This is a genomic window from Frigoribacterium sp. CFBP 13707, assembly GCF_014842245.1.
GTDB classification, from domain to species: domain Bacteria; phylum Actinomycetota; class Actinomycetes; order Actinomycetales; family Microbacteriaceae; genus Frigoribacterium; species Frigoribacterium endophyticum.
The window spans coordinates 209235-232645 of record NZ_JACYVL010000001.1 but is presented as its reverse complement, the minus strand read 5'-3'; the positions used below and the strand labels follow the sequence as shown (position 1 = coordinate 232645).

At 72.9% G+C, this 23411-nt stretch carries 19 protein-coding genes and 1 riboswitch; of the genes, 15 read left to right on the top strand and 4 right to left on the bottom strand.

Translation table 11 applies throughout. The annotated features are described in order from the left end of the window. Window positions 1–30 precede the first annotated feature (30 nt). The 6 genes from IFT45_RS01060 (at window position 31) to gcvP (ending at window position 7607) form a co-directional block, all read left to right on the top strand. Window positions 31–489 carry an SseB family protein gene (locus IFT45_RS01060; RefSeq protein WP_082514536.1) on the top strand — a complete coding sequence of 153 codons (459 nt, stop codon included), beginning with the start codon at window positions 31–33 and terminating at the stop codon, window positions 487–489. 77 nt (window positions 490–566) lie between these two features. After that, entirely contained in the window at window positions 567–1058 is a 492-nt protein-coding gene (locus IFT45_RS01055; protein WP_192126246.1) for a hypothetical protein, read from the top strand. Continuing rightward, window positions 1055–2446 carry an HD domain-containing protein gene (locus IFT45_RS01050; protein WP_192126244.1) on the top strand — a complete coding sequence of 464 codons (1392 nt, stop codon included), beginning with the start codon at window positions 1055–1057 and terminating at the stop codon, window positions 2444–2446. Before IFT45_RS01055 ends, IFT45_RS01050 begins: the two co-directional genes overlap by 4 nt. A 74-nt stretch (window positions 2447–2520) precedes the next feature. Next, window positions 2521–2624, top strand: a riboswitch (glycine riboswitch). A gap of 221 nt (window positions 2625–2845) precedes the next feature. After that, entirely contained in the window at window positions 2846–4165 is a 1320-nt protein-coding gene (gcvT, locus tag IFT45_RS01045) for a glycine cleavage system aminomethyltransferase GcvT (protein WP_192126242.1), read from the top strand. Window positions 4166–4299: 134 nt separating this feature from the next. Continuing rightward, on the top strand, window positions 4300–4677 hold the full coding sequence (gene gcvH, locus IFT45_RS01040) for a glycine cleavage system protein GcvH (protein WP_167259769.1): 378 nt from the start codon (window positions 4300–4302) through the stop codon (window positions 4675–4677). A gap of 101 nt (window positions 4678–4778) precedes the next feature. Further along, complete coding sequence (gene gcvP, locus IFT45_RS01035; RefSeq protein ID WP_244637612.1) at window positions 4779–7607, top strand: aminomethyl-transferring glycine dehydrogenase; 2829 nt, start codon at window positions 4779–4781, stop codon at window positions 7605–7607. Window positions 7608–7675: 68 nt separating this feature from the next. Here the strand turns inward: gcvP and IFT45_RS01030 are convergent, their stop codons facing one another. Further along, window positions 7676–8470 (bottom strand): CPBP family intramembrane glutamic endopeptidase, encoded by a 795-nt coding sequence (locus tag IFT45_RS01030; protein ID WP_235491319.1) that lies wholly within the window; start codon window positions 8468–8470, stop codon window positions 7676–7678. 282 nt (window positions 8471–8752) lie between these two features. Here IFT45_RS01030 and IFT45_RS01025 point away from each other — a divergent pair, with 282 nt between their 5' ends. The 6 genes from IFT45_RS01025 (at window position 8753) to IFT45_RS01000 (ending at window position 16857) form a co-directional block, all read left to right on the top strand. Further along, the gene (locus IFT45_RS01025) at window positions 8753–10378 is read left to right on the top strand and encodes an ABC transporter substrate-binding protein (RefSeq protein WP_056056580.1); all 1626 of its coding nucleotides are present in this window, start codon (window positions 8753–8755) and stop codon (window positions 10376–10378) included. A gap of 133 nt (window positions 10379–10511) precedes the next feature. After that, window positions 10512–11441, top strand: a complete 930-nt coding sequence (locus IFT45_RS01020) for an ABC transporter permease (RefSeq protein ID WP_056056578.1) — start codon at window positions 10512–10514, stop codon at window positions 11439–11441. Beyond that, window positions 11431–12387, top strand: a complete 957-nt coding sequence (locus IFT45_RS01015) for an ABC transporter permease (protein ID WP_056056576.1) — start codon at window positions 11431–11433, stop codon at window positions 12385–12387. Before IFT45_RS01020 ends, IFT45_RS01015 begins: the two co-directional genes overlap by 11 nt. Continuing rightward, on the top strand, window positions 12384–14144 hold the full coding sequence (locus tag IFT45_RS01010) for an ABC transporter ATP-binding protein (RefSeq protein WP_192126236.1): 1761 nt from the start codon (window positions 12384–12386) through the stop codon (window positions 14142–14144). Before IFT45_RS01015 ends, IFT45_RS01010 begins: the two co-directional genes overlap by 4 nt. A 146-nt stretch (window positions 14145–14290) precedes the next feature. Further along, complete coding sequence (typA, locus tag IFT45_RS01005) at window positions 14291–16201, top strand: translational GTPase TypA (protein ID WP_056056572.1); 1911 nt, start codon at window positions 14291–14293, stop codon at window positions 16199–16201. A 131-nt stretch (window positions 16202–16332) separates the two neighbouring features. Continuing rightward, complete coding sequence (locus IFT45_RS01000) at window positions 16333–16857, top strand: hypothetical protein (protein ID WP_056056570.1); 525 nt, start codon at window positions 16333–16335, stop codon at window positions 16855–16857. Between the two features lie 68 nt (window positions 16858–16925). Here the strand turns inward: IFT45_RS01000 and efeB are convergent, their stop codons facing one another. From efeB to efeU, 3 genes are read right to left on the bottom strand one after another with little or no spacing between them, the layout of a single operon-like run. Continuing rightward, window positions 16926–18272, bottom strand: a complete 1347-nt coding sequence (gene efeB / locus IFT45_RS00995) for an iron uptake transporter deferrochelatase/peroxidase subunit (protein WP_192046103.1) — start codon at window positions 18270–18272, stop codon at window positions 16926–16928. Between the two features lie 13 nt (window positions 18273–18285). Continuing rightward, complete coding sequence (gene efeO / locus IFT45_RS00990) at window positions 18286–19479, bottom strand: iron uptake system protein EfeO (RefSeq protein WP_192126234.1); 1194 nt, start codon at window positions 19477–19479, stop codon at window positions 18286–18288. Beyond that, complete coding sequence (gene efeU, locus IFT45_RS00985) at window positions 19476–20381, bottom strand: iron uptake transporter permease EfeU (RefSeq protein ID WP_192046101.1); 906 nt, start codon at window positions 20379–20381, stop codon at window positions 19476–19478. The genes efeO and efeU overlap by 4 nt, the downstream gene beginning before the upstream one ends. Window positions 20382–20547: 166 nt before the next feature. Here efeU and IFT45_RS00980 point away from each other — a divergent pair, with 166 nt between their 5' ends. Genes IFT45_RS00980 through dapC form a run of 3 tightly spaced genes read left to right on the top strand, consistent with a single transcriptional unit; the run spans window position 20548 to window position 23355 of the window. Beyond that, window positions 20548–21921, top strand: coding sequence for a PIG-L family deacetylase (locus IFT45_RS00980; RefSeq protein ID WP_244637610.1), 1374 nt, complete (start codon window positions 20548–20550; stop codon window positions 21919–21921). Further along, on the top strand, window positions 21918–22244 hold the full coding sequence (gene fdxA, locus IFT45_RS00975; RefSeq protein WP_056056561.1) for a ferredoxin: 327 nt from the start codon (window positions 21918–21920) through the stop codon (window positions 22242–22244). The genes IFT45_RS00980 and fdxA overlap by 4 nt, the downstream gene beginning before the upstream one ends. Before the next feature lie 10 nt (window positions 22245–22254). After that, on the top strand, window positions 22255–23355 hold the full coding sequence (gene dapC / locus IFT45_RS00970) for a succinyldiaminopimelate transaminase (protein WP_192046099.1): 1101 nt from the start codon (window positions 22255–22257) through the stop codon (window positions 23353–23355). The last annotated feature ends 56 nt before the right edge of the window (window positions 23356–23411 follow it).

Sequence of the window (23411 nt, the reverse complement as noted above, 5' to 3'; positions counted from 1 at the left end):
ACTCGGAGGTCGACCGGGCAGGATCGACGGATGACCGCTACGGAGAACCGCGAACCGACCGCCCTCGAGCAGGCCATCAGCAAGGGCCAGGCAGGGGAGGGAGACATGAACTCCGTCCTCGCCGAGTTCGTCAACTCGCAGGTCGTGGTGCCCACCGCGACCGACGCCCAGGAGTCCCTCAACGACCTGCAGCCCGTGCTGTTCGACCGCGAGGGCACGCCGATGCTCGCCGCCTTCACCCACGTCGACATGGTCGGCGAGCAGGTGAAGGGCGTGGCGCAGTACACGGCCGTGCTGCCCGCCGCCGAGCTCGTGCAGGCCATCCCGGCCCAGACCGGCCTCGTCGTGAACCCCGGCAACGCCGAGGGCTTCGAGATGCTGCCCGAGGGCGTGGCCCAGCTCGCCGGCGACGTCCGCGCGCTGGTGGCGGCCCACCAGGCCGCCGGCTCGCCCGAGCCCGGGCAGCCCGGCACGCCCGCCCAGGCCTGACGCCCCGGCTCGACCTCCCCGACGCCCCGACCGCGACCCCGCGGCCGGGGCGTCGTCCGTGGCAGGATCGGCGCACCATGACCTCCGCCACGCCGCAGCCCACCGACGTCGTCTCCGCCGCCCTCGCGATGCCCCCGTCGCCCGCGGTCGTCTTCCGCTCGAGCGCGGAGGAGGCGCTGCCCGCGACGCCGTTCCGCGTCACGGTGCCGACGCCCGCGAGCCTCGACCCGCTGGTGGCCTCCGACAACCTCGGCTGGCCGACGCTCGTCGCCGTCGTCACGCGCACGGGCCGCGACCTCTCGGCGCTCTCGTCGCAGCCCTGGCAGCGTGAGTGGCTGCTGCTGCCGGGCACGACGTACGTGGCCGTGCCCTCGCCGCCCGAGCTGCTCGCCGGGGTGCGCGTGCTCGTGTTCGACGAGGTCGTCGACGACGGGGGCGCCTCGCAGGCCCAGCTCCCGCCCGACATCGCCGTGCTCATGGCGCACGTGCGCGACGCGGTGCTCGCGGCCGACGAGCGCGACGACGTGCCGGTGCCGTTCCCCGGCCGCTTCACCGGCCCCCTGGCGTGACCGACGCGGGCGGCCGCCGGGCCGCACCGGGCCTCGTCGTGCCGACCCGCGCCTCCTCGGCCGTCGTCGGCGTGCTGACGGACCTCGGCCTCCGCCCCCTCGTGGTGGGCGGCACCGTGCGCGACGCGCTGCTCGCCGAGCGGCGCGGCCTGCCGCCCGAGCCTCCCCGCGACCTCGACCTCGAGGCGCACGGCGACGTGTCGACCGAGGTGCTCGGGGCCGCGCTCGCCCCGCTCGGCCCCGTCGCCGTCCGCGGCGCGGCCTTCCTCGTCGTCTCGGTCGTCGTCGACGGCGAGGAGGTCGAGGTGTCGGTCGAGCCGCTCGTGCCGGGTCGGAGCGTCGCCGAGGCCGACCGAGCCGCCGCCGCCCGTCGCGACCTCACCGTCGGCGCCATCGCCTGGGACCCGGTCTCGCACGAGCTCGTCGACCCGCACGGCGGCGAGGCCGACCTCGCGCGCGGCGTGCTGAGGCACGTCTCCGAGCACTTCGGCGACGACCCGCTGCGCGGCCTCCGCGTCGTGCAGCTGGCCGGCCGGCTCGGCTTCGCGGTCGCCGCGGAGACCGCCGCCCTCTGCCGCGAGCTGCTGCCCGCCGCGGCCGACCTGCCCGTCGAGCGGATCTGGGCCGAGTGGCGGAAGCTCGCCCGCCGGGCGGTCCACTGGCCGGAGGCGCTGGTCGCCCTGGAGCAGACCGGCTGGCTCGCGCGGTGGCCCGACCTCGCGGCCGTGCGCGACGTGCCGCAGGACCCGGCCTGGCACCCCGAGGGCGACGTGTGGACGCACCTCGGGCTGGCGGCCCGTGCCGCCGCCACGGCCGCCGAGCAGGAGGGCACCGCCCCGGCCGACCGGGAGGTGGCCGTGCTCGGGGCCCTGCTGCACGACCTCGGCAAGGCCACGCACACGCAGCTCGGCGACGACGGGCGCGTGCGGTCGCTCGGGCACGCCGAGGCCGGGGTCGACCCCGCCCGGCGCACCCTCGCCGCGATGGGCGCGCCCCGCGCCGTCGTGGAGCGGGTGCTGCCGGTCGTCCGCGAGCACATGACCCACGTCTCGGTGCCGGGGCGTCCCTCCGGCCCCGCCGTGCGGCGGCTGCGCCGACGGCTCGCGCCGGCCGGGCTCGACGACTGGGCGCGGGTGGTCGACGCCGACGCGGCCGGGCGGGCCGGGGCGTCCCGTCAGGGGGCCGCCGACGCCTGGCGCGAGGTCTCCGCGGCGACGCCGCGGACGCCGGGGCGCGGCCTGCTCACGGGGCGCCACCTCATCGACGCGGGGCTGACGCCCGGGCCGGTGTTCCGCGAGACGCTCCGGGCCGCGGCGGCGGCGGAGGACGACGAGGCCTACGTCGACGAGGCCGGCGCGGTGCGCTGGCTGGCCGCCCGGCTCGGCTGAGTCGCTCGGCCTCACGAAACCTGCTCGTCACACGCCGCCTGTAGGCTGCCCCCCACAACCGAACATCGGGCCACGAACACGTCGCGGGAGAGCTCCGGTGCGCAGAAGCTGCGCCGACCGGGCACCGAAGGAGCAAGCTCCCCGCCAATCTCTCAGGTACGCGTACCGCGACGGACTGGCCACTCTGAAAAGCAGGAGGCACCGCGCCGTCGTCAGGTCGGCCGACGTCCTCCTCGCCCACGGTGAAAGCCGACCTCGGTCGGTGAAGCTCTCAGGCCCATGACAGAGGGGGAGCCGCGACCAGCGACGCTGGCCGCTGCCCACCCCGTCGTGCAGGTGCTGCACGGCATCGCTCCCGGCCGGCGACACCCGCGGCCGGGCCGTCCCTCCAGGAGTCCGATGTCCGACGCGTCCTCGAACCTGCCCGCCGCCCCCGGCCCCACCGACGCCGACCTCGTCGACGACGAGCTCGAGCCCGAGGCCCCCGTCGGCGCCGAGGCCGTCGGTGACGTCGTCACCGGCGACGACGGCACCGAGGGGGTCGCGACCGGCCCGGGCGCCGGCGACCTCGAGGTCGTCGACGGCGCGGAGGCCGAGGCGCTCGCCGCCGACGAGCCCGACGAGCGGCTGAGCCCGCTGCACGACGTCCACGTCGCGGCGGGCGCGAGCTTCACCGACTTCGCCGGCTGGCAGATGCCCGTCCGCTACAGCTCCGACCTCGCCGAGCACCACGCCGTGCGCACCGCCGCCGGCCTCTTCGACCTCTCCCACATGGCCGAGATCGCCGTCGCCGGCCCCGAGGCCGGGGCCTTCCTCGACCGGGCGCTGGCCGGCACCCTCTCGACCATCGCGGTCGGCCGCGCGAAGTACTCGCTGCTGCTCAGCGCCGAGGGCGGCATCGTCGACGACCTGGTCGTGTACCGGCTCGACGACGACGACTTCCTCGTCGTGGCGAACGCGTCGAACCGCGACGCGGCCTTCTCCGCCCTCGCGACCCGCGCCTCCGGCTTCGACGTCACGGTCGACGACGAGAGCGACGACACCGCGCTGATCGCGATCCAGGGGCCCGAGGCCGAGGGCGTCCTCGACGAGCTGGTCACGAGCGACCGCCTCCAGCCCGACGCGCCGCTGTCGACCCTCCGCTACTACCGCGTGCTGCAGGGCACGTTCGACGACGCCCCCGTGCTGATCGCCCGCACCGGCTACACCGGCGAGGACGGCTTCGAGCTCTACCTCGACCCCGAGACCGCACCTGAGCTGTGGGCGGCGCTCGCCGAGGCCGGCGCGCCCCGCGGCGTCGTCCCCGCGGGCCTCGCCAGCCGCGACACCCTCCGCCTCGAGGCCGGCATGCCGCTCTACGGGCACGAGCTCGGCCTCGACGTGCGACCCGCCCAGGCCGGGCTCGGCCGCGTCGTCGACACCTCGAAGGAGTTCGTCGGCAAGGCCGGCGTCGAGCCCGCGCCCGACGCCCGCGTGCTCGTCGGCCTCGCGCTCGAGGGCCGCCGCGCCGCCCGCGCCGGCTACCCGGTGGTCACCGACGACGGCACGGTCGTCGGCGAGGTCACCTCGGGGGCGCTGTCGCCGACCCTCGGTCACCCCGTCGCCATGGCGTTCGTCGACCCCGAGGTCGTCGAGCGGGGCCCCGGCCTCGCCGTCGACGTGCGCGGCACGGCGATCCCGGCGGCGGTCGTCCCGCTGCCGTTCTACAAGCGCTCCTAGCCCGGCCGCTCGCTCGCTCGCCCGCGGCCGGCCCGCCCGGCCGGCACCGCGCCTCCCGCACCGCCCTCCCGCACCGCCCCCACGACCCCAGCCCCCGCCTCCGTCGCACGACGGCCCCCACGAAAGGCCCGGCCATGACCGACCTCACCGCCCTGAAGTACACCTCCGAGCACGAGTGGCTGCTCATCGACGGCGACACCGCCACCGTCGGCATCACCGACTACGCGGCCGACAAGCTCGGCGACGTCGTCTACGTCGACCTGCCCGCCGAGGGCACCGAGGTCGAGACCGGCAAGGTCGTCGGCGAGATCGAGTCGACCAAGTCGGTCGGCGAGCTCTTCGCCCCCGCGCTCGGCACCGTGCTCGAGGCGAACCAGGCCGTCGTCGACAGCCCCGACCTCGTCAACAGCGACCCGTTCGGCGAGGGCTGGCTGATCAAGATCACCCTGTCGTCGAGCGACCAGGTCGGCCTCCTCTCTCGCGACGAGTACGTCGCCCTGACCGCCGAATGAGCGCCGTGACCGAGGGCAGCGTGTTCGGCGACTGGTCCGACCGCGCCGCGACCGGCTTCGTCGACCGCCACGTCGGCACGACCACGGCCGAGCAGCGCGCCATGCTCGACGTGCTGGGGCACGACAGCGTCGCCTCGCTCGTGAGCGCCGCGGTGCCCGACAGCATCCACGCGTCCGCCGTCGAGGGCTCGGTGCTGCCCGCCCCGATCGGCGAGGAGGAGGCGCTGGCCGAGCTCCGCGGGCTCGCCGACCGCAACCGCGCCTCCCGCAGCATGATCGGCCTCGGGTACCACGACACCGTGACCCCGGCCGTGATCCGCCGCAACGTGCTCGAGAACCCGAGCTGGTACACGGCCTACACGCCGTACCAGCCCGAGATCTCGCAGGGCCGCCTCGAGGCCCTGATCAACTTCCAGACCATGGTCTCCGAGCTGACCGGCCTGACGACCGCCAACGCGTCGATGCTCGACGAGGGCACGGCCGTCGTCGAGGGCATGCTGCTCGCCCGCCGCGCGTCGAAGGCGCCGAGCGACGTCTTCGTCGTCGACGCGGACGCGCTGCCGCAGACGAAGGCGCTGCTGGCCGGCCGCGCCGAGGCCGTCGGCGTCGAGATCGTCGAGCTCGACCTCGCGACGACCGCGCCCGCCGACCTGCCGGCCGCCTTCGGCGTCTTCGTGCAGTACCCGGGCGCCTCGGGCGCCGTGTGGGACCCTGAGCCCGTCGTCGAGGCCGCGCACGCGGCCGGTGGCCTCGCGGTCGTCGCCGCCGACCTGCTCGCGATGACCCTGCTGCGGGCGCCCGGCGAGTTCGGCGCCGACGTCGCCGTCGGCACGAGCCAGCGCTTCGGCGTGCCGATGGGCTTCGGGGGGCCGCACGCGGGCTACATGGCCGTCCGCACCGGGCTCGAGCGTCAGCTGCCCGGGCGCCTCGTCGGCGTCTCGCAGGACGCCGAGGGGCACCCCGCCTACCGGCTCAGCCTCCAGACGCGCGAGCAGCACATCCGCCGCGAGAAGGCGACCTCGAACATCTGCACCGCCCAGGTGCTGCTCGCCGTGATGGCCTCGATGTACGCGGTCTACCACGGCCCGTGGGGCCTCCGGCACGTCGCCGGGCGCGTGCACGACCACGCCGTCGACCTCGCCGCGGCGATCACGGCCAGCGACCTCGAGCTCGAGCGCGACTCGTTCTTCGACACCCTGCAGGTCTTCGTGCCCGGCCGGGCCCGGGAGGTCGTGGCCAGCGCCCACGAGCGCGGCTACCTGCTCTGGGCCGTCGACGACGACTGCGTGCGCTTCTCGTTCGACGAGACGACCACCCGCGACGACGTCGCGGTGGTGGCCGACGTGCTCGGCGTCACGCTGCCCCCGCTCGACGCGGCGGCGCGGGTCGAGGTCCTGCCCGAGGCGGCCCTCCGCACCTCCGACTACCTGACGCACCCGGTCTTCCGCACCCACCGCAGCGAGACCAGCATGATGCGCTACCTCAAGCACCTCGCCGACAAGGACTACGCGCTCGACCGCGGAATGATCCCCCTCGGCAGCTGCACGATGAAGCTCAACGCCGCGACCGAGATGGCCGCGGTGACCTGGCCCGAGTTCGCCGGGGTCCACCCGTTCGCCCCGGCCTCCGACGTCGAGGGCTACCTCGAGATGATCGGTCAGCTCGAGGGCTGGCTCGCGGAGGTCACCGGCTACGACACCGTCTCGCTGCAGCCGAACGCGGGCAGCCAGGGCGAGCTCGCCGGCCTCCTCGCGATCCGCGGGTACCACCGCGCGAACGGCGACCTCGCCCGCACGGTCTGCCTCATCCCGCAGAGCGCGCACGGCACGAACGCCGCCAGCGCCGTCCTCGCGGGCCTCCGCGTCGTCGTCGTCGCCTGCAACGAACAGGGCGACGTCGACCTCGCCGACCTGCGGGCCAAGGTCGCCGAGCACGCCGACGACCTCGCCGCGCTGATGATCACGTACCCGTCGACGCACGGCGTCTACGAGCACGACATCCGCGAGGTCACCGACGCCGTCCACGCGGCCGGCGGCCAGGTCTACGTCGACGGCGCGAACCTCAACGCCCTGCTCGGCGTCGCGCGCTTCGGCGAGTTCGGGGGCGACGTCTCGCACCTCAACCTCCACAAGACGTTCTGCATCCCCCACGGCGGAGGCGGCCCCGGGGTCGGGCCGGTCGCGGCGAAGGCGCACCTCGCGCCGTTCCTGCCCGGCCACCCGCTCGCGCAGCAGGCCGACCGCCGAACCGGCGCCTCCGCCGCCGGTGCGGGCGAGCGCCTCGCACACGGGGGCGTCCCCGTCTCGAGCGCCCCCTACGGGTCGCCGAGCATCCTGCCGATCAGCTGGACCTACGTCCGGATGATGGGCACGGAGGGCCTCACCGCCGCGACCGGCGCCGCCGTGCTCGCCGCGAACTACGTCGCCGCCCGCCTGCGCGAGCACTACCCGGTGCTGTACTCGGGCGAGAACGGCCTCGTGGCGCACGAGTGCATCCTCGACCTGCGCCCGCTCCGCGACGCCACCGGCGTGACGGTCGACGACGTCGCGAAGCGCCTGGTCGACTACGGCTTCCACTCGCCGACGATGTCGTTCCCGGTCGCCGGCACGCTGATGGTCGAGCCGACCGAGAGCGAGGACCTCGCCGAGATCGACCGCTTCGTCGACGCGATGATCGCCATCAAGGCGGAGGCCGACCAGGTCGCCGCCGGTCGCTGGTCGGTGGAGGAGAGCCCGCTGCGCGGCGCGCCGCACACGGCGGAGTCGGTCATCTCGGGGGAGTGGTCGCGTGACTACACCCGCGACGAGGCCGTCTACCCCGTCCGGTCGCTCGTGCGCGGCAAGTACTGGCCGCCGGTGCGCCGCATCGACCAGGCCTGGGGCGACCGCAACCTGTTCTGCGCCTGCCCGCCGGTGGAGGCGTTCGCCTAGGCGGCGTCCGTCCCCGCCCGACGGCGCCCCGGCCGCCCCGCGAGAGCGGAGCGGCCGGGGCGCCGTCGTCAGCTCGGCAGGCCGAAGAACGAGGGGAAGGTCGCGGCGGCCCACGGGTAGCCCACGAAGACCGCGGCGTCCATCAGCACGTGCGCGACGACGAGCGGCAGCACGCGCCCGGTGCGCGCGTACAGCCAGCCGAAGGCCAGCCCCATCACGAGGTTGCCGACGAACGCGCCGAACCCCTGATACAGGTGGTACGTGCCCCGGAGCAGGGCCGCCGTGACGATGATGGGCCAGGTCCGCCAGCCGAGGTCGCGGAGGCGCGCGAAGAGGTAGGCGACGACGATGACCTCCTCGGTGACGCCGGCGCGCAGGGCCGAGAGCAGCAGCACCGGCACCGTCCACCAGTGCTGCGCGAGGTCGGTGGGCACCACGGTCACCGTGAGGTCGAGGGCCTTCCCGACGAGGTAGAGGCCGATGCCCGGCACGCCGATCGCGAGGGCGATGCCCGCTCCGCCCGCGACGTCGCGGCCCGCGCGCGAGAAGTCGACCCCGAGACGGCCGAGGTGCGGCCGGGCCTCCCGCCAGAGCAGGAAGGCCACCAGCAGCACCGGCACGAGGTCGACGGCGATGCCCATCAGCTGGTAGAGCAGGTCGAAGACCGGCCGGTCGCTGAGCGACGAGTTGAGCGTCGCGGTCTGCTGCGAGAGGGCGACGTCGCGGGTCAGCCGGTTCGCCAGGGACAGGAGCGAGTACACCGCGGAGGCGCCGAGCGACAGGGCGAGGACGATCGCGATCTCCGCCCGCACGCGCCCTCGGGAGGGCACCCCGCCGTCGTCCGCCAGCCGGGCCCTCGTCACGTCGCTCACGCGGCTGATCGTACGGGACGGCCACACCTGTCGTGCGGGGCCAGGGATGATAGCGGCAGTCTCGGGGATTCCTCGCAGCAGATCCATGCGAGATGCAGGCCCCACGCGCAACGAACCGTGCGTCGACGCAACGAATCGGCGAGTTGGTTTCCGTCGTGTAACCGTTCTCCGTGAGGTTTGGTGATGCCTCCGGGCGGTGCTTAGGGTACTTGCATCCAACGCGGCACGGCTCATGGGGGCTGTGCTGCGTCCTTTCTTGCATCAGGAGGAACATTGAAGAAGACGCGCACGGGCCTCGGGGCCATCGCCGTCGTGGGGACGGCAGCACTCGTCCTCACGGGCTGCGCCAGCGGCAGCGACGACTCGGGCGACAGCGCCTCGGGCGACTCGTCGGCCGTCATCACGACGAACGGCAACGAGCCGCAGAACCCGCTGATCCCTTCGAACACCACCGAGGTCGGCGGCGGCAAGATCATCGACTCCGTGTTCGCGGGCCTCGTCTCGTACGACGCCAAGGGCGAGCCCGTCAACGACGTGGCCGAGAGCATCACCTCCGACGACAACCAGAAGTGGGACGTCAAGATCCGCGAGGGCCTGACGTTCACCGACGGCACCGACGTGACGGCCGAGTCGTTCACGAAGGCCTGGAACTGGGCGGCGCAGCTCAGCAACGCCCAGGGCGGCAGCTACTTCTTCGACGACATCGAGGGCTTCAGCTACGACGCCGACAGCGAGCTCGCGCTCGAGGTCGTCAGCCCCACCGAGTTCACCGTCCAGCTCAGCGCGCCCGAGGCCGACTGGCCCCTGCGCCTCGGCTACTCGGCGTTCGTCCCGCTGCCCGAGGCGTTCTACGCCGACACGGCGGCCTTCGGCGAGAACCCGATCGGCAACGGCCCGTACAAGCTCGACGGCGAGGGCGCCTGGACGCACAACCAGGACATCAAGCTCGTCACCAACGAGGACTACGACGGCCCGCGCACGCCCAAGAACGGCGGCCTGACCATCACGTTCTACACGACGCAGGACGCGGCCTACGCCGACGCCCAGTCGGGTGTGCTGGACATCCTCGACGCCGTCCCCGACAGCGCCTTCGAGACCTACAAGGACGACTTCCCGGACCGCAACGTCAACCAGGCGGCCGCGATCTTCCAGTCGTTCACCATCCCCCAGTACCTCGAGCACTTCGACGGCACGACGGAGGAGGGCAAGCTCCGCCGCCAGGCCATCTCGATGGCGATCAACCGCGACGACATCACCAAGGTGATCTTCCAGGACACCCGCACCCCCGCCAAGGACTTCACGTCGCCCGTCATCGACGGCTACTCGGACGACCTCGACGGCTCGGACGTCCTCTCGTACAACGAGGACGAGGCCCAGAAGCTCTGGAAGGAAGCCGACGCGATCGCGCCCTACGGCGACACCGTCTTCTCCATCGCCTACAACGCTGACGGTGGCCACCAGGCCTGGGTCGACGCGGCGGCGAACAGCATCGCCGACACGCTCGGCATCAAGGCCGAGGGCAAGTCGTACCCCGACTTCAAGGGCCTGCTCGACGAAGAAGAGAACGACGCGATGACCGGTGCCTTCCGTTCCGGATGGCAGGCCGACTACCCGTCGCTCTACAACTTCCTCGCCCCGCTGTACCAGTCCGGTGCGGGCTCGAACTACGGCCGCTACACCAGCGACGAGTTCGACAGCCTCCTCAAGGAGGGCAGCCAGGCCACGAGCGTCGACGACGCGAACGCCAAGTTCCAGGACGCTCAGGAGGTCCTCTTCAAGGACCTCCCCGTCGTCCCGCTGTGGTACTCCAACGTGACCGGCGTCTACGCCGACACGGTGAGCAACGTCCAGTTCGGCTGGAACTCGGTGCCCCTGTACTACGAGGTCACCAAGAACTAGCAGCGGAGAGGCGACCAGCCTCACCGTCCACGAGGGGGTCCGGAGCAGAGCGATCTGCTGCGGACCCCCTCCGCGGGCGTCCACCACCCACACGATTGCGACCTATGCTCACGCACGACACCGAGGAGGCCTGATGCTCTGGTACACCGGTCGACGGCTCCTCCAATTGATCCCCGTCTTCTTCGGGGCGACGTTCCTCATCTACTTCATGGTCTTCGCCGTGCCGGGCGACCCCGTGGCGGCTCTCTTCGGCGACAAGCAGCCGAGCCCCCAGGTCCTCGAGCAGATCAGGGCTCAGTACAACCTCGACAAGCCCTTCATCGTCCAGTACCTGCTCTACATCGGCGGACTGTTCACGGGCGACCTCGGCACGACCTTCTCCGGTCGTCCCGTGCTGTCCGAGCTGACGCGCGCCTTCCCCATCACCTTCCGCCTCGCGATGCTGGCCCTCGTCTTCGAGGCCGTCGCCGGCATCATCGTCGGTCTGGTCGCCGGTCTCCGCAAGGGCAAGATCTTCGACACGAGCGCGCTCGTCGTGAGCCTGCTGCTCATCTCCGTGCCGATCTTCGTCGTCGGCTTCGTGCTGCAGTACGTCTTCGCCATCAACCTCGGCATCTTCCGCACCACGGTCAGCTCTCAGGCCCCGTGGAACGAGCTGGTGCTGCCGGCCCTGGTGCTGGCCTCCGTGTCGTTCGCGTACATCGTCCGCCTGACCCGCGCCTCCGTCTCGGAGAACATGAGCGCCGACTTCGTGCGCACCGCCACGGCGAAGGGCCTCACCCGTCGCCGCGTCGTCGGCGTGCACATCCTCCGCAACTCGCTCGTGCCGGTCATCACCTACCTCGGCGTCGACATCGGATCGCTGATGGTCGGTGCCATCGTCACCGAGGGCATCTTCAACATCCAGGGCGTCGGCGGCACCGTCTACAAGGCCATCCAGCTCGGCGAGGGCCCCACCGTCGTGTCGTTCGTGGCCGTGATGGTCATCATCTTCATGCTGGCCAACCTGCTCGTCGACCTGCTCTACGCCGTTCTCGACCCGAGGATCCGCTATGCCAAGTAACGCCTCATCGCCCCTGTCGGCCGACCACTTCGTCGCCGACCTCGAGGAGACGCCCGTCAAGGCCGTCGACGCCGTCGACGAGTCCGAGAAGCCCCGCAGCAGCTGGGACGACGCGTGGGACAGCATGAAGTCCCGCCCGCTGTTCTGGATCTCCGCGGCTCTCATCCTGCTCGTGGTCGTCGTCGCGGTCTTCCCCGGGCTGTTCACCCACACCTCCCCGACCAGCGGCGCCGACCTGCAGTCGAGCAACGAGGGCCCGGAGGCCGGCCACCCGATGGGCTTCACCCGTCAGGGCCTCGACGTCTTCGCCCGCGTCGTCTACGGCACCCGCGCCTCCCTCACGGTGGGCCTCCTCGCGACGGTCATCGTCACGATCATCGGCATCATCGTGGGTTCGCTGGCCGGCTTCTACGGCGGCTGGCTCGACGCGGTCGTCTCGCGCATCGGCGACATCTTCTTCGCCATCCCCACGGTGCTCGGCGCCATCGTCCTCATGTCGGTGCTGCCCTCCCGCACCCCCCTCACGGTGGCCCTGGTGCTGTCGCTCTTCGCCTGGCCCCAGATCGCGCGCATCATGCGCGGTTCCGTGCTCGGCGCGAAGAGCAGCGACTACGTGACGGCGAGCCTCGCGCTCGGCGTCTCGCGGTTCCGCATCCTGCTCCGCCACGTCGTGCCCAACGCGATCACCCCGGTCATCGTCGTCGCCACCGTCTCGCTCGGCACGTTCATCGTCGCCGAGGCGACGCTGAGCTTCCTCGGCATCGGCCTGCCCAGCGGCACCATGTCGTGGGGCAACGACATCAGCCAGGCGAGCGTCTCCATCCGCACGGCTCCGATGACCCTGTTCTGGCCCGCGGCCGCGCTGTCGATCACGGTGCTGTCGTTCCTCATGATGGGCGACGTCGTGCGCGACGCCCTCGACCCGAAGGCGAGGGCCCGTCGATGACGTCCACCTCCACCCGCCCCGAGGGCGCGTCCGGCGCCTCCACCTCGGCGGCTCCGCTGCTCGAGATCAAGGGCCTCAAGATCGGCTTCAAGACGCAGGCGGGCTACGTCGACGCCGTGCGGGGCGTCGACCTGACCCTCCGTCAGGGCGAGAGCCTCGCGATCGTCGGCGAGTCGGGCTCCGGTAAGTCGACCACCGCCACCTCGATCATCGACCTCCTGCCCGGCACGGGCACCGTCACGGGCGGCCAGATCCTGTTCGAGGGCCGTGACCTCACGAAGGTCAGCAAGGCCGAGATGCAGGCGCTGCGCGGCCGAGAGATCGGCTACGTCCCGCAGGACCCGATGTCGAACCTCAACCCGGTCTGGAGCATCGGCTTCCAGGTCGAGGAGGCCATCCGGGCCAACGGCGTCGCGACCGGCAAGCAGGCCGTCCGCGAGCGGGCGATCGAGGTGCTGAAGGAGGCCGGGCTCGGTGACGCCGACCAGCGCCTCAAGCAGTTCCCGCACCAGTTCTCGGGCGGCATGCGCCAGCGCGTGCTGATCGGCATCGGCCTGTCGTCGCGCCCGAAGCTGCTCATCGCCGACGAGCCGACCTCGGCCCTCGACGTGACCGTGCAGCGACGCATCCTCGACCACCTCGAGAGCCTGACCCGCGACTACGGCACCTCCGTGCTCTTCATCACGCACGACCTCGGCCTCGCCGCCGAGCGTGCCGAGAAGCTGGTCGTGATGTACAAGGGCCGCGTCGTCGAGTCCGGGCCCTCGAAGGAGATCCTGGCCAACCCGCAGCACCCGTACACGAAGCGCCTGGTCGCCGCGGCACCGAGCCTCGCGAGCCGCCGGATCCAGTCGGCCCTCACGCCGAACACCGTGCACGACGCCGACGTGTCGGCCGAGGGCGCGGACGACGCCGAGCTGATCGCCCGGGCCCACGCCCGCGAGGAGGTCGGCAAGGCCGACCAGCGCTACATCTCGGTGCAGAACCTGTCGAAGATCTACCAGATCCGCCAGGGCGGCTTCAAGACGACCGAGCTCAAGGCCGTCGACGACGTGTCGTTCGCGATCCCGCGCGGCACGACGATGGCGCTCGTCGGCGAGTCGGGCTCCGGCAAGTCGACCGTGGCGAAGCTCGTGCTGCAGCTCGAGTCGATCTCGTCGGGCACCGTCGAGATCGACGGCCAGAGCGTCGGTGCGTTGAAGGGCAAGGCGCTCTTCGACTTCCGTCGCCGGGTCCAGCCGGTCTTCCAGGACCCGTACGGTTCGCTCGACCCGATGTACAGCGTCGGCAACACGATCGCCGAGCCGCTGGTGACCCACGGCATCGGCGACCGTGCGAGCCGCCAGGCCCGCGTGCGCGAGCTGCTCGAGCAGGTGTCGCTCCCGGCGTCGACGGTCAACCGCTACCCGAACGAGCTCTCGGGAGGTCAGCGCCAGCGCATCGCCGTCGCGCGGGCGCTCGCCCTGAAGCCCGACGTCATCGTGCTCGACGAGGCCGTCTCGGCCCTCGACGTGCTCGTCCAGGGCCAGATCCTCGACCTGCTGACCGACCTGCAGACCGAGCTGGGCCTGACGTACCTCTTCATCACGCACGACCTCGCCGTCGTCCGGCTCATCGCCGACAACGTGGCGGTCATGCAGAAGGGCCGCATCGTCGAGTCGGGCACCACCGACGAGATCTTCGCGGCGCCGACGAAGCAGTACACCCAGGAGCTCCTCGAGGCGATCCCCGGCGCGAACTTCGCCTTCGGGCGCTGAGCCGGTCCTCCCGCCCCACCGGGAGAGGGCCCCTCCCGCCGTGTTCGCGCACGGCGAGAGGGGCCCTTTACCACGTGCCGTAGACTGATCGGGCCGGGCTTCGTCCCGACCACTTCCCCCCTCACTCTTTCGTAAGGAATACATCCATGGCGACTGCCATCCGCAGCGACCTGCGCAACGTGGCGATCGTGGCCCACGTCGACCACGGCAAGACGACCCTCGTCGACGCCATGCTCAAGCAGACCAACTCGTTCGACGCGCACTTCGACACCGAAGACCGCATGATGGACGGCAACGAGCTCGAGCGCGAGAAGGGCATCACGATCCTCGCGAAGAACACCTCGGTGCTCTACAACGGTGCCCACGCGACCGACGGCCCGATCACGATCAACGTCATCGACACCCCCGGCCACGCCGACTTCGGTGGCGAGGTCGAGCGCGGCCTCTCGATGGTCGACGGCGTCGTGCTGCTCGTCGACGCGTCAGAGGGCCCGCTGCCCCAGACGCGCTTCGTGCTCCGCAAGGCCCTCGCGGCCAAGCTGCCCGTCATCCTGCTGGTCAACAAGACCGACCGCCCCGACGCGCGCATCGACGAGGTCGTGGCCGAGAGCCAGGACCTCCTCCTCGGCCTCGCCAGCGACCTGAGCGAAGAGGTGGAGGACCTCGACCTCGACGCCATCCTCAACGTGCCCGTCGTCTACGCCTCGGGCCGCAACGGCGCCGCGTCGACGAACAAGCCCGCCGACGGCTCGCTGCCCGACAACGACGACCTCGAGCCGCTCTTCGACGCGATCCTCACCCACGTGCCGGCGCCGCGCTACGACGACGAGCACCCGCTGCAGGCGCACGTCACCAACCTCGACGCCTCGCCGTTCCTCGGCCGCCTCGCGCTCCTCCGCGTCTTTCACGGCACCCTGCAGAAGGGCCAGACCGTCGCCTGGGTCAAGTCCGACGGCACCGTGCAGAACGCGCGCATCACCGAGCTCCTGGTGACGAAGGCCCTCAGCCGCTACCCGGCCGAGAGCGCGGGCCCCGGCGACATCGTCGCCGTCGCCGGCTTCGACACGATCACCATCGGCGAGACCCTCTCCGACCCTGAAGACGTCCGCCCGCTGCCGACCATCACGGTCGACGACCCGGCCATCTCGATGACCATCGGCACGAACACCTCGCCGATCATCGGCAAGGTCAAGGGCCACAAGCTGACCGCCCGCATGGTCAAGGACCGCCTCGACCGCGAGCTGGTCGGCAACGTCTCGCTCAAGGTCGTCGACATCGGACGCCCCGACGCGTGGGAGGTCCAGGGCCGCGGCGAGCTCGCGCTGGCCATCCTCGTCGAGCAGATGCGCCGCGAGGGCTTCGAGCTCACCGTCGGCAAGCCGCAGGTCGTCACCCGTCGTGACGAGAACGGCAAGCTGCAGGAGCCCTTCGAGCACATGACCATCGACGTGCCCGACGAGTACCTCGGCGCCGTCACGCAGCTGATGGCCGCCCGCAAGGGCCGCATGGAGAACATGGCGAACCACGGCTCGGGCTGGGTCCGCATGGAGTTCATCGTCCCCTCGCGCGGCCTGATCGGCTTCCGCACGCAGTTCCTCACCGACACGCGCGGCACCGGCATCGCCAACGGCATCAGCCACGGCTACGGCCCCTGGGCCGGCGAGATCTCGACCCGCACCAACGGCTCGATCATCGCCGATCGCTCCGGCGTCGTCACCCCCTTCGCGATCATCAACCTGCAGGAGCGCATGTCGTTCTTCGTGCAGCCGACCGAAGAGGTCTACGAGGGCATGGTCGTGGGCGAGAACTCGCGCGCCGACGACATGGACGTCAACATCACCAAGGAGAAGAAGCTGACCAACATGCGTCAGTCGACGGCCGACAACTTCGAGTCGATGACGCCCTCCAAGGTGCTCTCGCTCGAGGAGGCCCTCGAGTTCGCCGGTGACGACGAGTGCGTCGAGGTCACCCCCGACGCGATCCGCATCCGCAAGGTCGAGCTCGACGCCAGCGCCCGCCAGCGCAGCACCGCTCGCCTGAAGAAGCAGAACGCGTAGCGCTCCTCACCGAACGCCCTCAGGAGGCGCCCCACCGGCCGGTGGGGCGCCTCCCGTCGTCCGGGGGCCCGGTGGGTGCACCCGCCGCACGTTCTACGACGTCGCCCAGTCGCGGCCGCTACGGTCGTCGCGTGACCTCGACACCGGCCCGCCCCGCCCGCACCCGCCTCGTCCGCTCCGCCACCGGCCTGTTGCTCGCTGCCGGGCTCGTCGGCGGGCTCACCGCCTGCAGCTCGCTCGACAACGTCGTGGGCAGCGCCGTCGACCAGGGCGTCGAGAGCGTGCGCGGCACGGTCGAGGGCGCGGTCGGCGACGCCGTCAGCGAGGCCCTCGGCGGCGCCAGCGTCTCGACCGACGGCACCCTGCCCGAGTCGTTCCCGGCCGAGGTGCCGCTGCTCGACGGCACGGTGCGCGGGGGAGGCGCGGGGCCCGACGGCTCGGGCTGGGTCGCCCAGCTCGCCGTGGCGAGCCTCGACGACTTCGCGACGGCCCAGGCGGCGCTCGAGGCGGCCGGGTACTCCGCCGCGGGGGTGAACGTCGACGCCGACACCGCGCTCGGCACGTTCACCGGCCCGACGTACCGCGTCGTGCTCACGATCACGACGCAGGCCTCCGACGGCGCGGTGCTCGCGACCTACGTCGTCACGCCCGTCTAGGCGCAGCGGCCGGGCGAAAAGAGCGCCGCAGCCGGCGCGGTCACGGTCGCCCCGGGCGACCGCGCCGCTCAGCCGAGCAGGGTCTCGCCGACCCAGCCGCCCTCCGACGCGCCCGGCGGCACCGCGAAGATGGCCGAGCCGACGTGCTTGAGGTACTCGTTCATCCGGTCGTTCCTGGCCAGGGCGGTCTGGATCGGCACGAACTGCCGCCGCGGGTCGCGCTGGAAGCACAGGAAGAACAGCCCGGCGTCGAGCCGCCCGAGCTGGTCGTTGCCGTCGACGAAGTTGTAGCCGCGGCGCAGCAGGGTCGCTCCGCCGTTCTGGTCGGGGTGGGCGAGGGCGACGTGCGAGTCCCGCGCGATGGCGGGCCCCGAGCCGTCCGTCGCCGCGGCCGAGAAGTCGGGCGCGGTGAACTCGTCGCCGCCGGAGAGCGGCGCTCCGTCGCGCTTGTCGCGGCCGACCACGGTCTGCTGCTCGGCGAGCGACGCGTGGTCCCACGTCTCGATCGTCATGCGGATCTTGCGGGCGACGAGGTACGAGCCGCCGTCCATCCACGCGCTGCCGTCCGAGCCCGCGGCCCAGACGCCCTCCTCGACCGCCGCGGTGTCCTCGGCCTTGAGGTTGGCCGTGCCGTCCTTGAAGCCGAACAGGTTGCGGGGCGTGCTCTGGCCGCGGGTCGTCGACGACGTGCGGCCGAAGCCGAGCTGCGACCACCGGAGGGAGGCGCGGCCGAAGGCGATGCGCGAGAGGTTGCGGATGGCGTGCACCGCGACCTGCGGGTCGTCGCTGCACGCCTGCACGCAGAGGTCGCCGCCGGTCAGGGCCTCGACGAGCTGGTCGCCCGAGAAGTGCGGCAGGTCGACGAGGGCGGCGGGCCGTCGGGAGGCGATGCCGTAGCGGTCGGCGCCGGTCGCGTCGGTGAAGAGGGTCGGGCCGAACCCGATGGTCACGGTGAGCCCGGCCGCGGGCAGGCCCAGCGCCTCCCCGGTGTCGTCCGGGGGAGCGAGCGGCGACCCGCCGACGGAGCCGGCCTCGCTCACGTCGAGGCCCTGGGTCAGGCGGGCCGCCGCCGCGCTCCAGTCGCGGAGCAGCGAGACGAGGTCGTCACGCGTCGTGCCCCCGGCCATGTCGAACGAGGCGAAGTGCAGGCGGTCCTGGGCGGCGGTGACGATGCCCGACTGGTGCCGGCCGGCGAAGGGGTAGCGGGCGGACGCGCCGGAGGCGCCCGTCGCGTGGGCCTGGACGGCGCGGTCGGCCCCGACCCCGACCCCGGCGCCGAGGACCCCCGCGCCCACGCCCGTGCCCAGCAGGCCGAGCAGGCCCCGTCGGGAGATGCCGCCGCGGGGGGCGCGTGCCTCGCCCGAGCCCGGGGCCGTGCCCTCGTGCTGCTCGTCGTGCCGCTCGTCGTCCGTCACGCCCGGCCGCCCGTCAGCTCACCAGCGCGGCGGTGAGCTCGCTGAGGGGCTCGCTGAGCGCGTTGACGGCGTCGCTGAGCGACTTGGTGTCGGCCGTGGTGAGCTCCGTGTAGGCCGGGAAGCCGGCGTCCAGGCTGCCGTACGAGGCGAGCAATTCCTCGAGCGCGGCGAGCTTCGCGTCGATCCGGTCGGTGAGCTCAGGGTCCTTCTCGGCGACGATGTCGCGGACGCCCTCGTACGCGACGCGGGCGCCCTCGAGGTTCGCCTGGAAGTCGTAGAGGTCGGTGTGCGACCAGATCTCCTCCTCGCCGGTGATCTTGCCGGTCGCCACCTCGTCCATGAGGCCGACGGCGCCGTTGCTGATCGTGTCGATGCCGACGGTGAAGTCCGGGGCGGTGACGGCGGCCTGCAGGTCCGCCGTGTCGGCGGTGAGCAGGTCGGCGAAGCGTCCTCGCTCCTCGGGCGTCAGGGGCACGTACGCCTCGCCGCCGTTGTCGTCTGCCGTCGGCTGCCAGAGGTCCTTCTCGATGCGGTGCCAGCCCGTCCACTCGGTGCCCGGCTCGACGTCCGCCTCGCGGAAGTCGATCTTCGGGTCGAGGTCGCCGAACGACTCGGCCACGGGCTCGATGCGCTCGTAGTGGGCGCGCGCGGAGGGGTAGAGCGACCGGGCCGTCGCGTCGTCGCCGGCGCGGTACGCGTCGAGGAAGGCCTGGGTCGCCGGCACGAGCTGGCCGACCTGGTCGTCGACGTACGCGACGTACGCGGCGGCGGCCGCGTCGACCTGCTCCTTCTCCGTGCCGACCGGCGTCACGGCCGTGCCGGAGTCGGTGACGGTGAACGGCGCACGGACGCCCTCGCCGACGAGGCCGGGGATGCAGGCGGTGTAGTAGTCGCCCGGCTGCACGGCGACGGTGATCGAGGCCGTCGTGCCCGGCCCGATGTTCTCCTTCTCGCTGACGATGCGGAGGCCGTCGTCGCCGAGCAGCTCGAACTCGGTCTCGTCGCTGCCCGCGTTGGTCATGGTGAAGGTCACGGGGCCGCTCGGCACCGAGGTCGCCGAGACCTCGCAGCGGTCGCCGTCGCCCTGGACGGAGACGGTCGTGGCGCCGGCCGTGGCCGACCCGCCGGGGGAGTTGGCGACGCAGCCGGTGAGGGCGAGGGCGGTGAGCAGCGCTCCGGCTCCGAGGGCGAGGGGGCGAGCGGTCATCGGGGGGCTCCTGCGGTGGTGGGGGCGGTGGTCGAGGGGTCGGTGGCCGCGGCGTCGGGGTCGACGGCGTCGGCGGTGCCGGAGGCGCGGGGCGCGCGGCGGGGCCCGCGGGTGGCGGCGGTGAAGAGCGGCAGCACCACGGCGAGGTAGGCGAGCCAGGCGGCCACCTGCAGCCAACTGGGAGTCGCGGTGAAGTTCACGAGGCCCTGCAGCAGCGTGCCCCACCAGCTGGTCGGCGGCACGGCGGCGCTGACGTCGAAGGCGAGGGCCGTGCGGCCGGGCAGCACGCCGGCCTCCTGGAGGTCGCCGACGCCGTAGGCGAGCACCCCGGCCGCCACGACGACGAGCAGGTAGCCGGTGACGGCGAAGAAGCGGCGGAGGTCGACGCGGACGACCCCGCGGAAGATGAGCACCTCGATCGCGACGGCGGTGAGGATGCCGAGGAGGGCGCCGAGCACCGGGGCGTCGCCGCCGCCGGTCGACTGGACGGTCGCCCAGACGAACAGGGCCGTCTCGAGCCCCTCCCGGCCGACCGAGACGACGCCGAGCACGACGACGGCCCAGGCGCCGCCCGCGAGTGCGCGGTCGAGGCCGGACTCCAGCTCGCCGCGCATGCTGCGGGCCGTGCGCGCCATCCAGAACACCATCCAGGTGACGAAGGCCACGGCGACGACCGACAGGCCGCCTCCGATGATCTCCTGGGCCTGGAAGGTCAGCCCGTAGGCGCCGAAGGTGAGGAGGGCGCCGAACCCGAGCGAGAGGACGACGGCGGCGGCGACTCCGGCCCAGAGCCGGGGGAGGACGTCACGACGGTCGACCTTGACGAGGTAGGCGACGAGGATGCCGACGACGAGGGCGGCCTCGAGGCCCTCACGGAGTCCGATGAGGTAGTTCGCGAGCACAGGTGCGGCTTTCGGGTGGGGGACGGCGGGCCGGTCCGTCGGGGCGACGGGGGCCGTCGCGTCGATGCGGGTCCGACCGGACGAACCGGTATGGTGAGGCTTGCCTAACTAATGTCAGCCTCAGCGCGAACCGACCCTAGTGTCGCTCGGCATATCCTGTCCAGTGATGACTCCTCCCGGCACGGCCTCGGCCGACCCCCGCCCGGCTCCCGGCGCCTCCTCCTCGACCGCGCCCGCGAGCGGCCCCGCGGCCCGCGAGCACGTGCTGCTCGTGCACGCCCACCCCGACGACGAGACGATCACGACCGGCGGCACCATCGCCTCCCTGCTCGACTCCGGCGCCCAGGTGACGGTCGTGACCTGCACGCGCGGCGAGCTCGGCGAGGTCCTGCCCGACGACCTCGCCCGCCTCCGCGGCGACGAGGCGGGGCTGGCCGTGCACCGCGAGGGCGAGATCGCGGAGGCCCTCCGCGAGCTGGGCGTGCGCGACCACCGGTTCCTCGGCGACCCGGCCGCCCGCACCGCGGGCCTGCCGTCGCGGGCGTACCGCGACAGCGGCATGGTGTGGCGCTCCGACGGCGTCGCGGGGCCGACGCCCGACCTGCACCCGCAGGCGTTCTGCGCCGCCGAGTTCGGCGAGATCGTCTCCGACCTGCAGGCCGTCGTCGACAGCGTGCGGCCCACCGCGATCGTCAGCTACGACGAGGACGGCGGCTACCACCACCCCGACCACGTGCGCGCCAACCGCGCGGCCGTCCGCGTCGCGCGCCTCGCCGAGGTGCCCTTCTTCGCCGTCGTCGCCGGGGCCGACCAGGCCACGGGCGCCGAGGCCGAGGCGCTCGCGGCCGACGCGACGGTGACGACGGTCGACGTGCGGGCGACGACGCCGCGCCGCGTGGCCGCGCTGCGCCGCTACCGCACGCAGCTCGAGGTCGTCGACCTGCCGGGCGGCCGGGCGGGCGTGCGGTACCCGCACGGCGCCGTCGACCCGCTGCCCGACACCGAGTCGTTCCGGGCCGTGCCCGAGCCGGTGCGCACGGTCGACGCGGCCGCCACCACCTCCGAGCTCGCCGAGATGACCCTCGGCGGCCGCCTCGGCACGCTGGCCCTGGCCCTCGCGGCGGGCGTGGTCTTCGGGGCGATCGGCACGGTCGCCCACCAGGGCACGACCTCGGTCGCGGGGGTCGACGCGCCCGTCGGCCTCGTCCTGTCGCTCGTGATGGCCGCCGCCCTGCTCGTGGGCTTCCGCCTCGTCTTCCGCTCCCGCCTGGTCACGACGATGACCGCGCTCGGGCTGCTGCTGACGGCGGGCGTCTTCTCCCAGCCCGGGGCCGGCGGCTCCGCGCTCGTGCCGGCGAACCTCGCCGGCCTCGTCTGGTCGTTCGGGCCCCTGCTGATCGCCATGGTCGTGATCGCGTGGCCGACCCTGCCGCCCCGCGACGCGACGGGCGCGCCGACGCCGCCCGCGCCTCCGGCGTCCAGCCCGCTCGGGGATAGGATGGAACCTCTGCCCGACGCGAAGGGAACCCCCCAGACGTGACGTACGTGATCGCCCTCCCCTGTGTCGATGTCAAGGACCGTGCCTGCATCGACGAATGCCCCGTCGACTGCATCTACGAGGGCGAACGCTCGCTCTACATCCACCCCGACGAGTGCGTCGACTGCGGTGCCTGCGAGCCGGTGTGCCCCGTCGAGGCCATCTACTACGAAGACGACCTGCCCGACAAGTGGGCCGACTACTACAAGGCCAACGTCGAGTTCTTCGACGAGATCGGCTCGCCCGGCGGCGCGGCCAAGGTCGGCGTCATCGCGAAGGACCACCCCGTGATCGCCGTGCTGCCGCCCCAGGGCTCCGCCGAGTAGGCGCCCGGCCGTGGCGCTCGACCTGCCCGACTTCCCCTGGGACTCCCTCGCCGCGCACGCCGCGACGGCGCGGGCCCACGAGGGCGGCATCGTCGACCTCTCCGTCGGCTCGCCGGTCGACCCGACCCCCGAGGTCGTGAGGGAGGCGCTGGTCGCCGCCACCGACGCGCATGCGTACCCGCAGGTGGCCGGCACCCCCGCCCTCCGCGCCGCCATCGCGGAGTGGTACGAGCGTCGCCGGGGCGTGCCCGGCCTCACCGACGCCGAGGTGCTGCCGACCATCGGCTCGAAGGAGCTCATCGCGGGCCTCGCCCTGTGGCTGGGCCTCGGCCGCGGCGACACGATCGTGCACCCGCGGGCCGCCTACCCGACCTACGCCCTCGGCGCCGCGCTCGTCGGCGCCGACGTGCTCGCCTCCGACGACCCGGCCGAGTGGCCCCGGTCGACGCGGCTCGTCTGGCTGAATAGCCCCGGCAACCCCGACGGCGCCGTGCTCGACGTCGAGCAGCTCCGCGCCGCGGTCGAGCGCGCCCGTGAGCTCGGCGCCGTGATCGCCGGCGACGAGTGCTACGCCGAGCTGGGCTGGGAGGGCGAGTGGGCGGACCGCCCCACGCCGAGCATCCTCGACCCCCGCGTCGTCGGCGAGAGCCGCGAGGGCGTGCTCAGCGTCTACAGCCTCAGCAAGCAGTCGAACCTCGCGGGGTACCGCGCGGGGTTCGTGGCCGGCGACGCCGCCGTCGTGCAGCAGCTGCTCTCCGTGCGCAAGCACGCCGGGCTGATGCCGCCGGCCCCCGTGCAGGAGGCCATGCGCACAGCGCTCGGCGACGAGGCCCACGTCGCGGCACAGAAGGAGCTCTACCGCTCCCGCCGCGACCGGCTCGCCCCCGCGCTCCGGGCGGCCGGCTTCCGCATCGACCGCAGCGAGGCGGGCCTCTACCTCTGGGCCACCCGCGACGAGCCGGCGGAGGCCAGCGTCGCCTGGCTGGCCGAGCGGGGCGTGCTCGTCGCGCCGGGCACGTTCTACGGCGTCGACGGCGGGCGGCACGTGCGCGTGGCCCTGACGACGACCGACGAGCGCATCGACGCCGCGGTCGAGCGCCTCACCGCCTGACGCCCGACGGCCGACTCCCGACAGCTGACGCCGACGACCTGACGCCCGACGGCCCG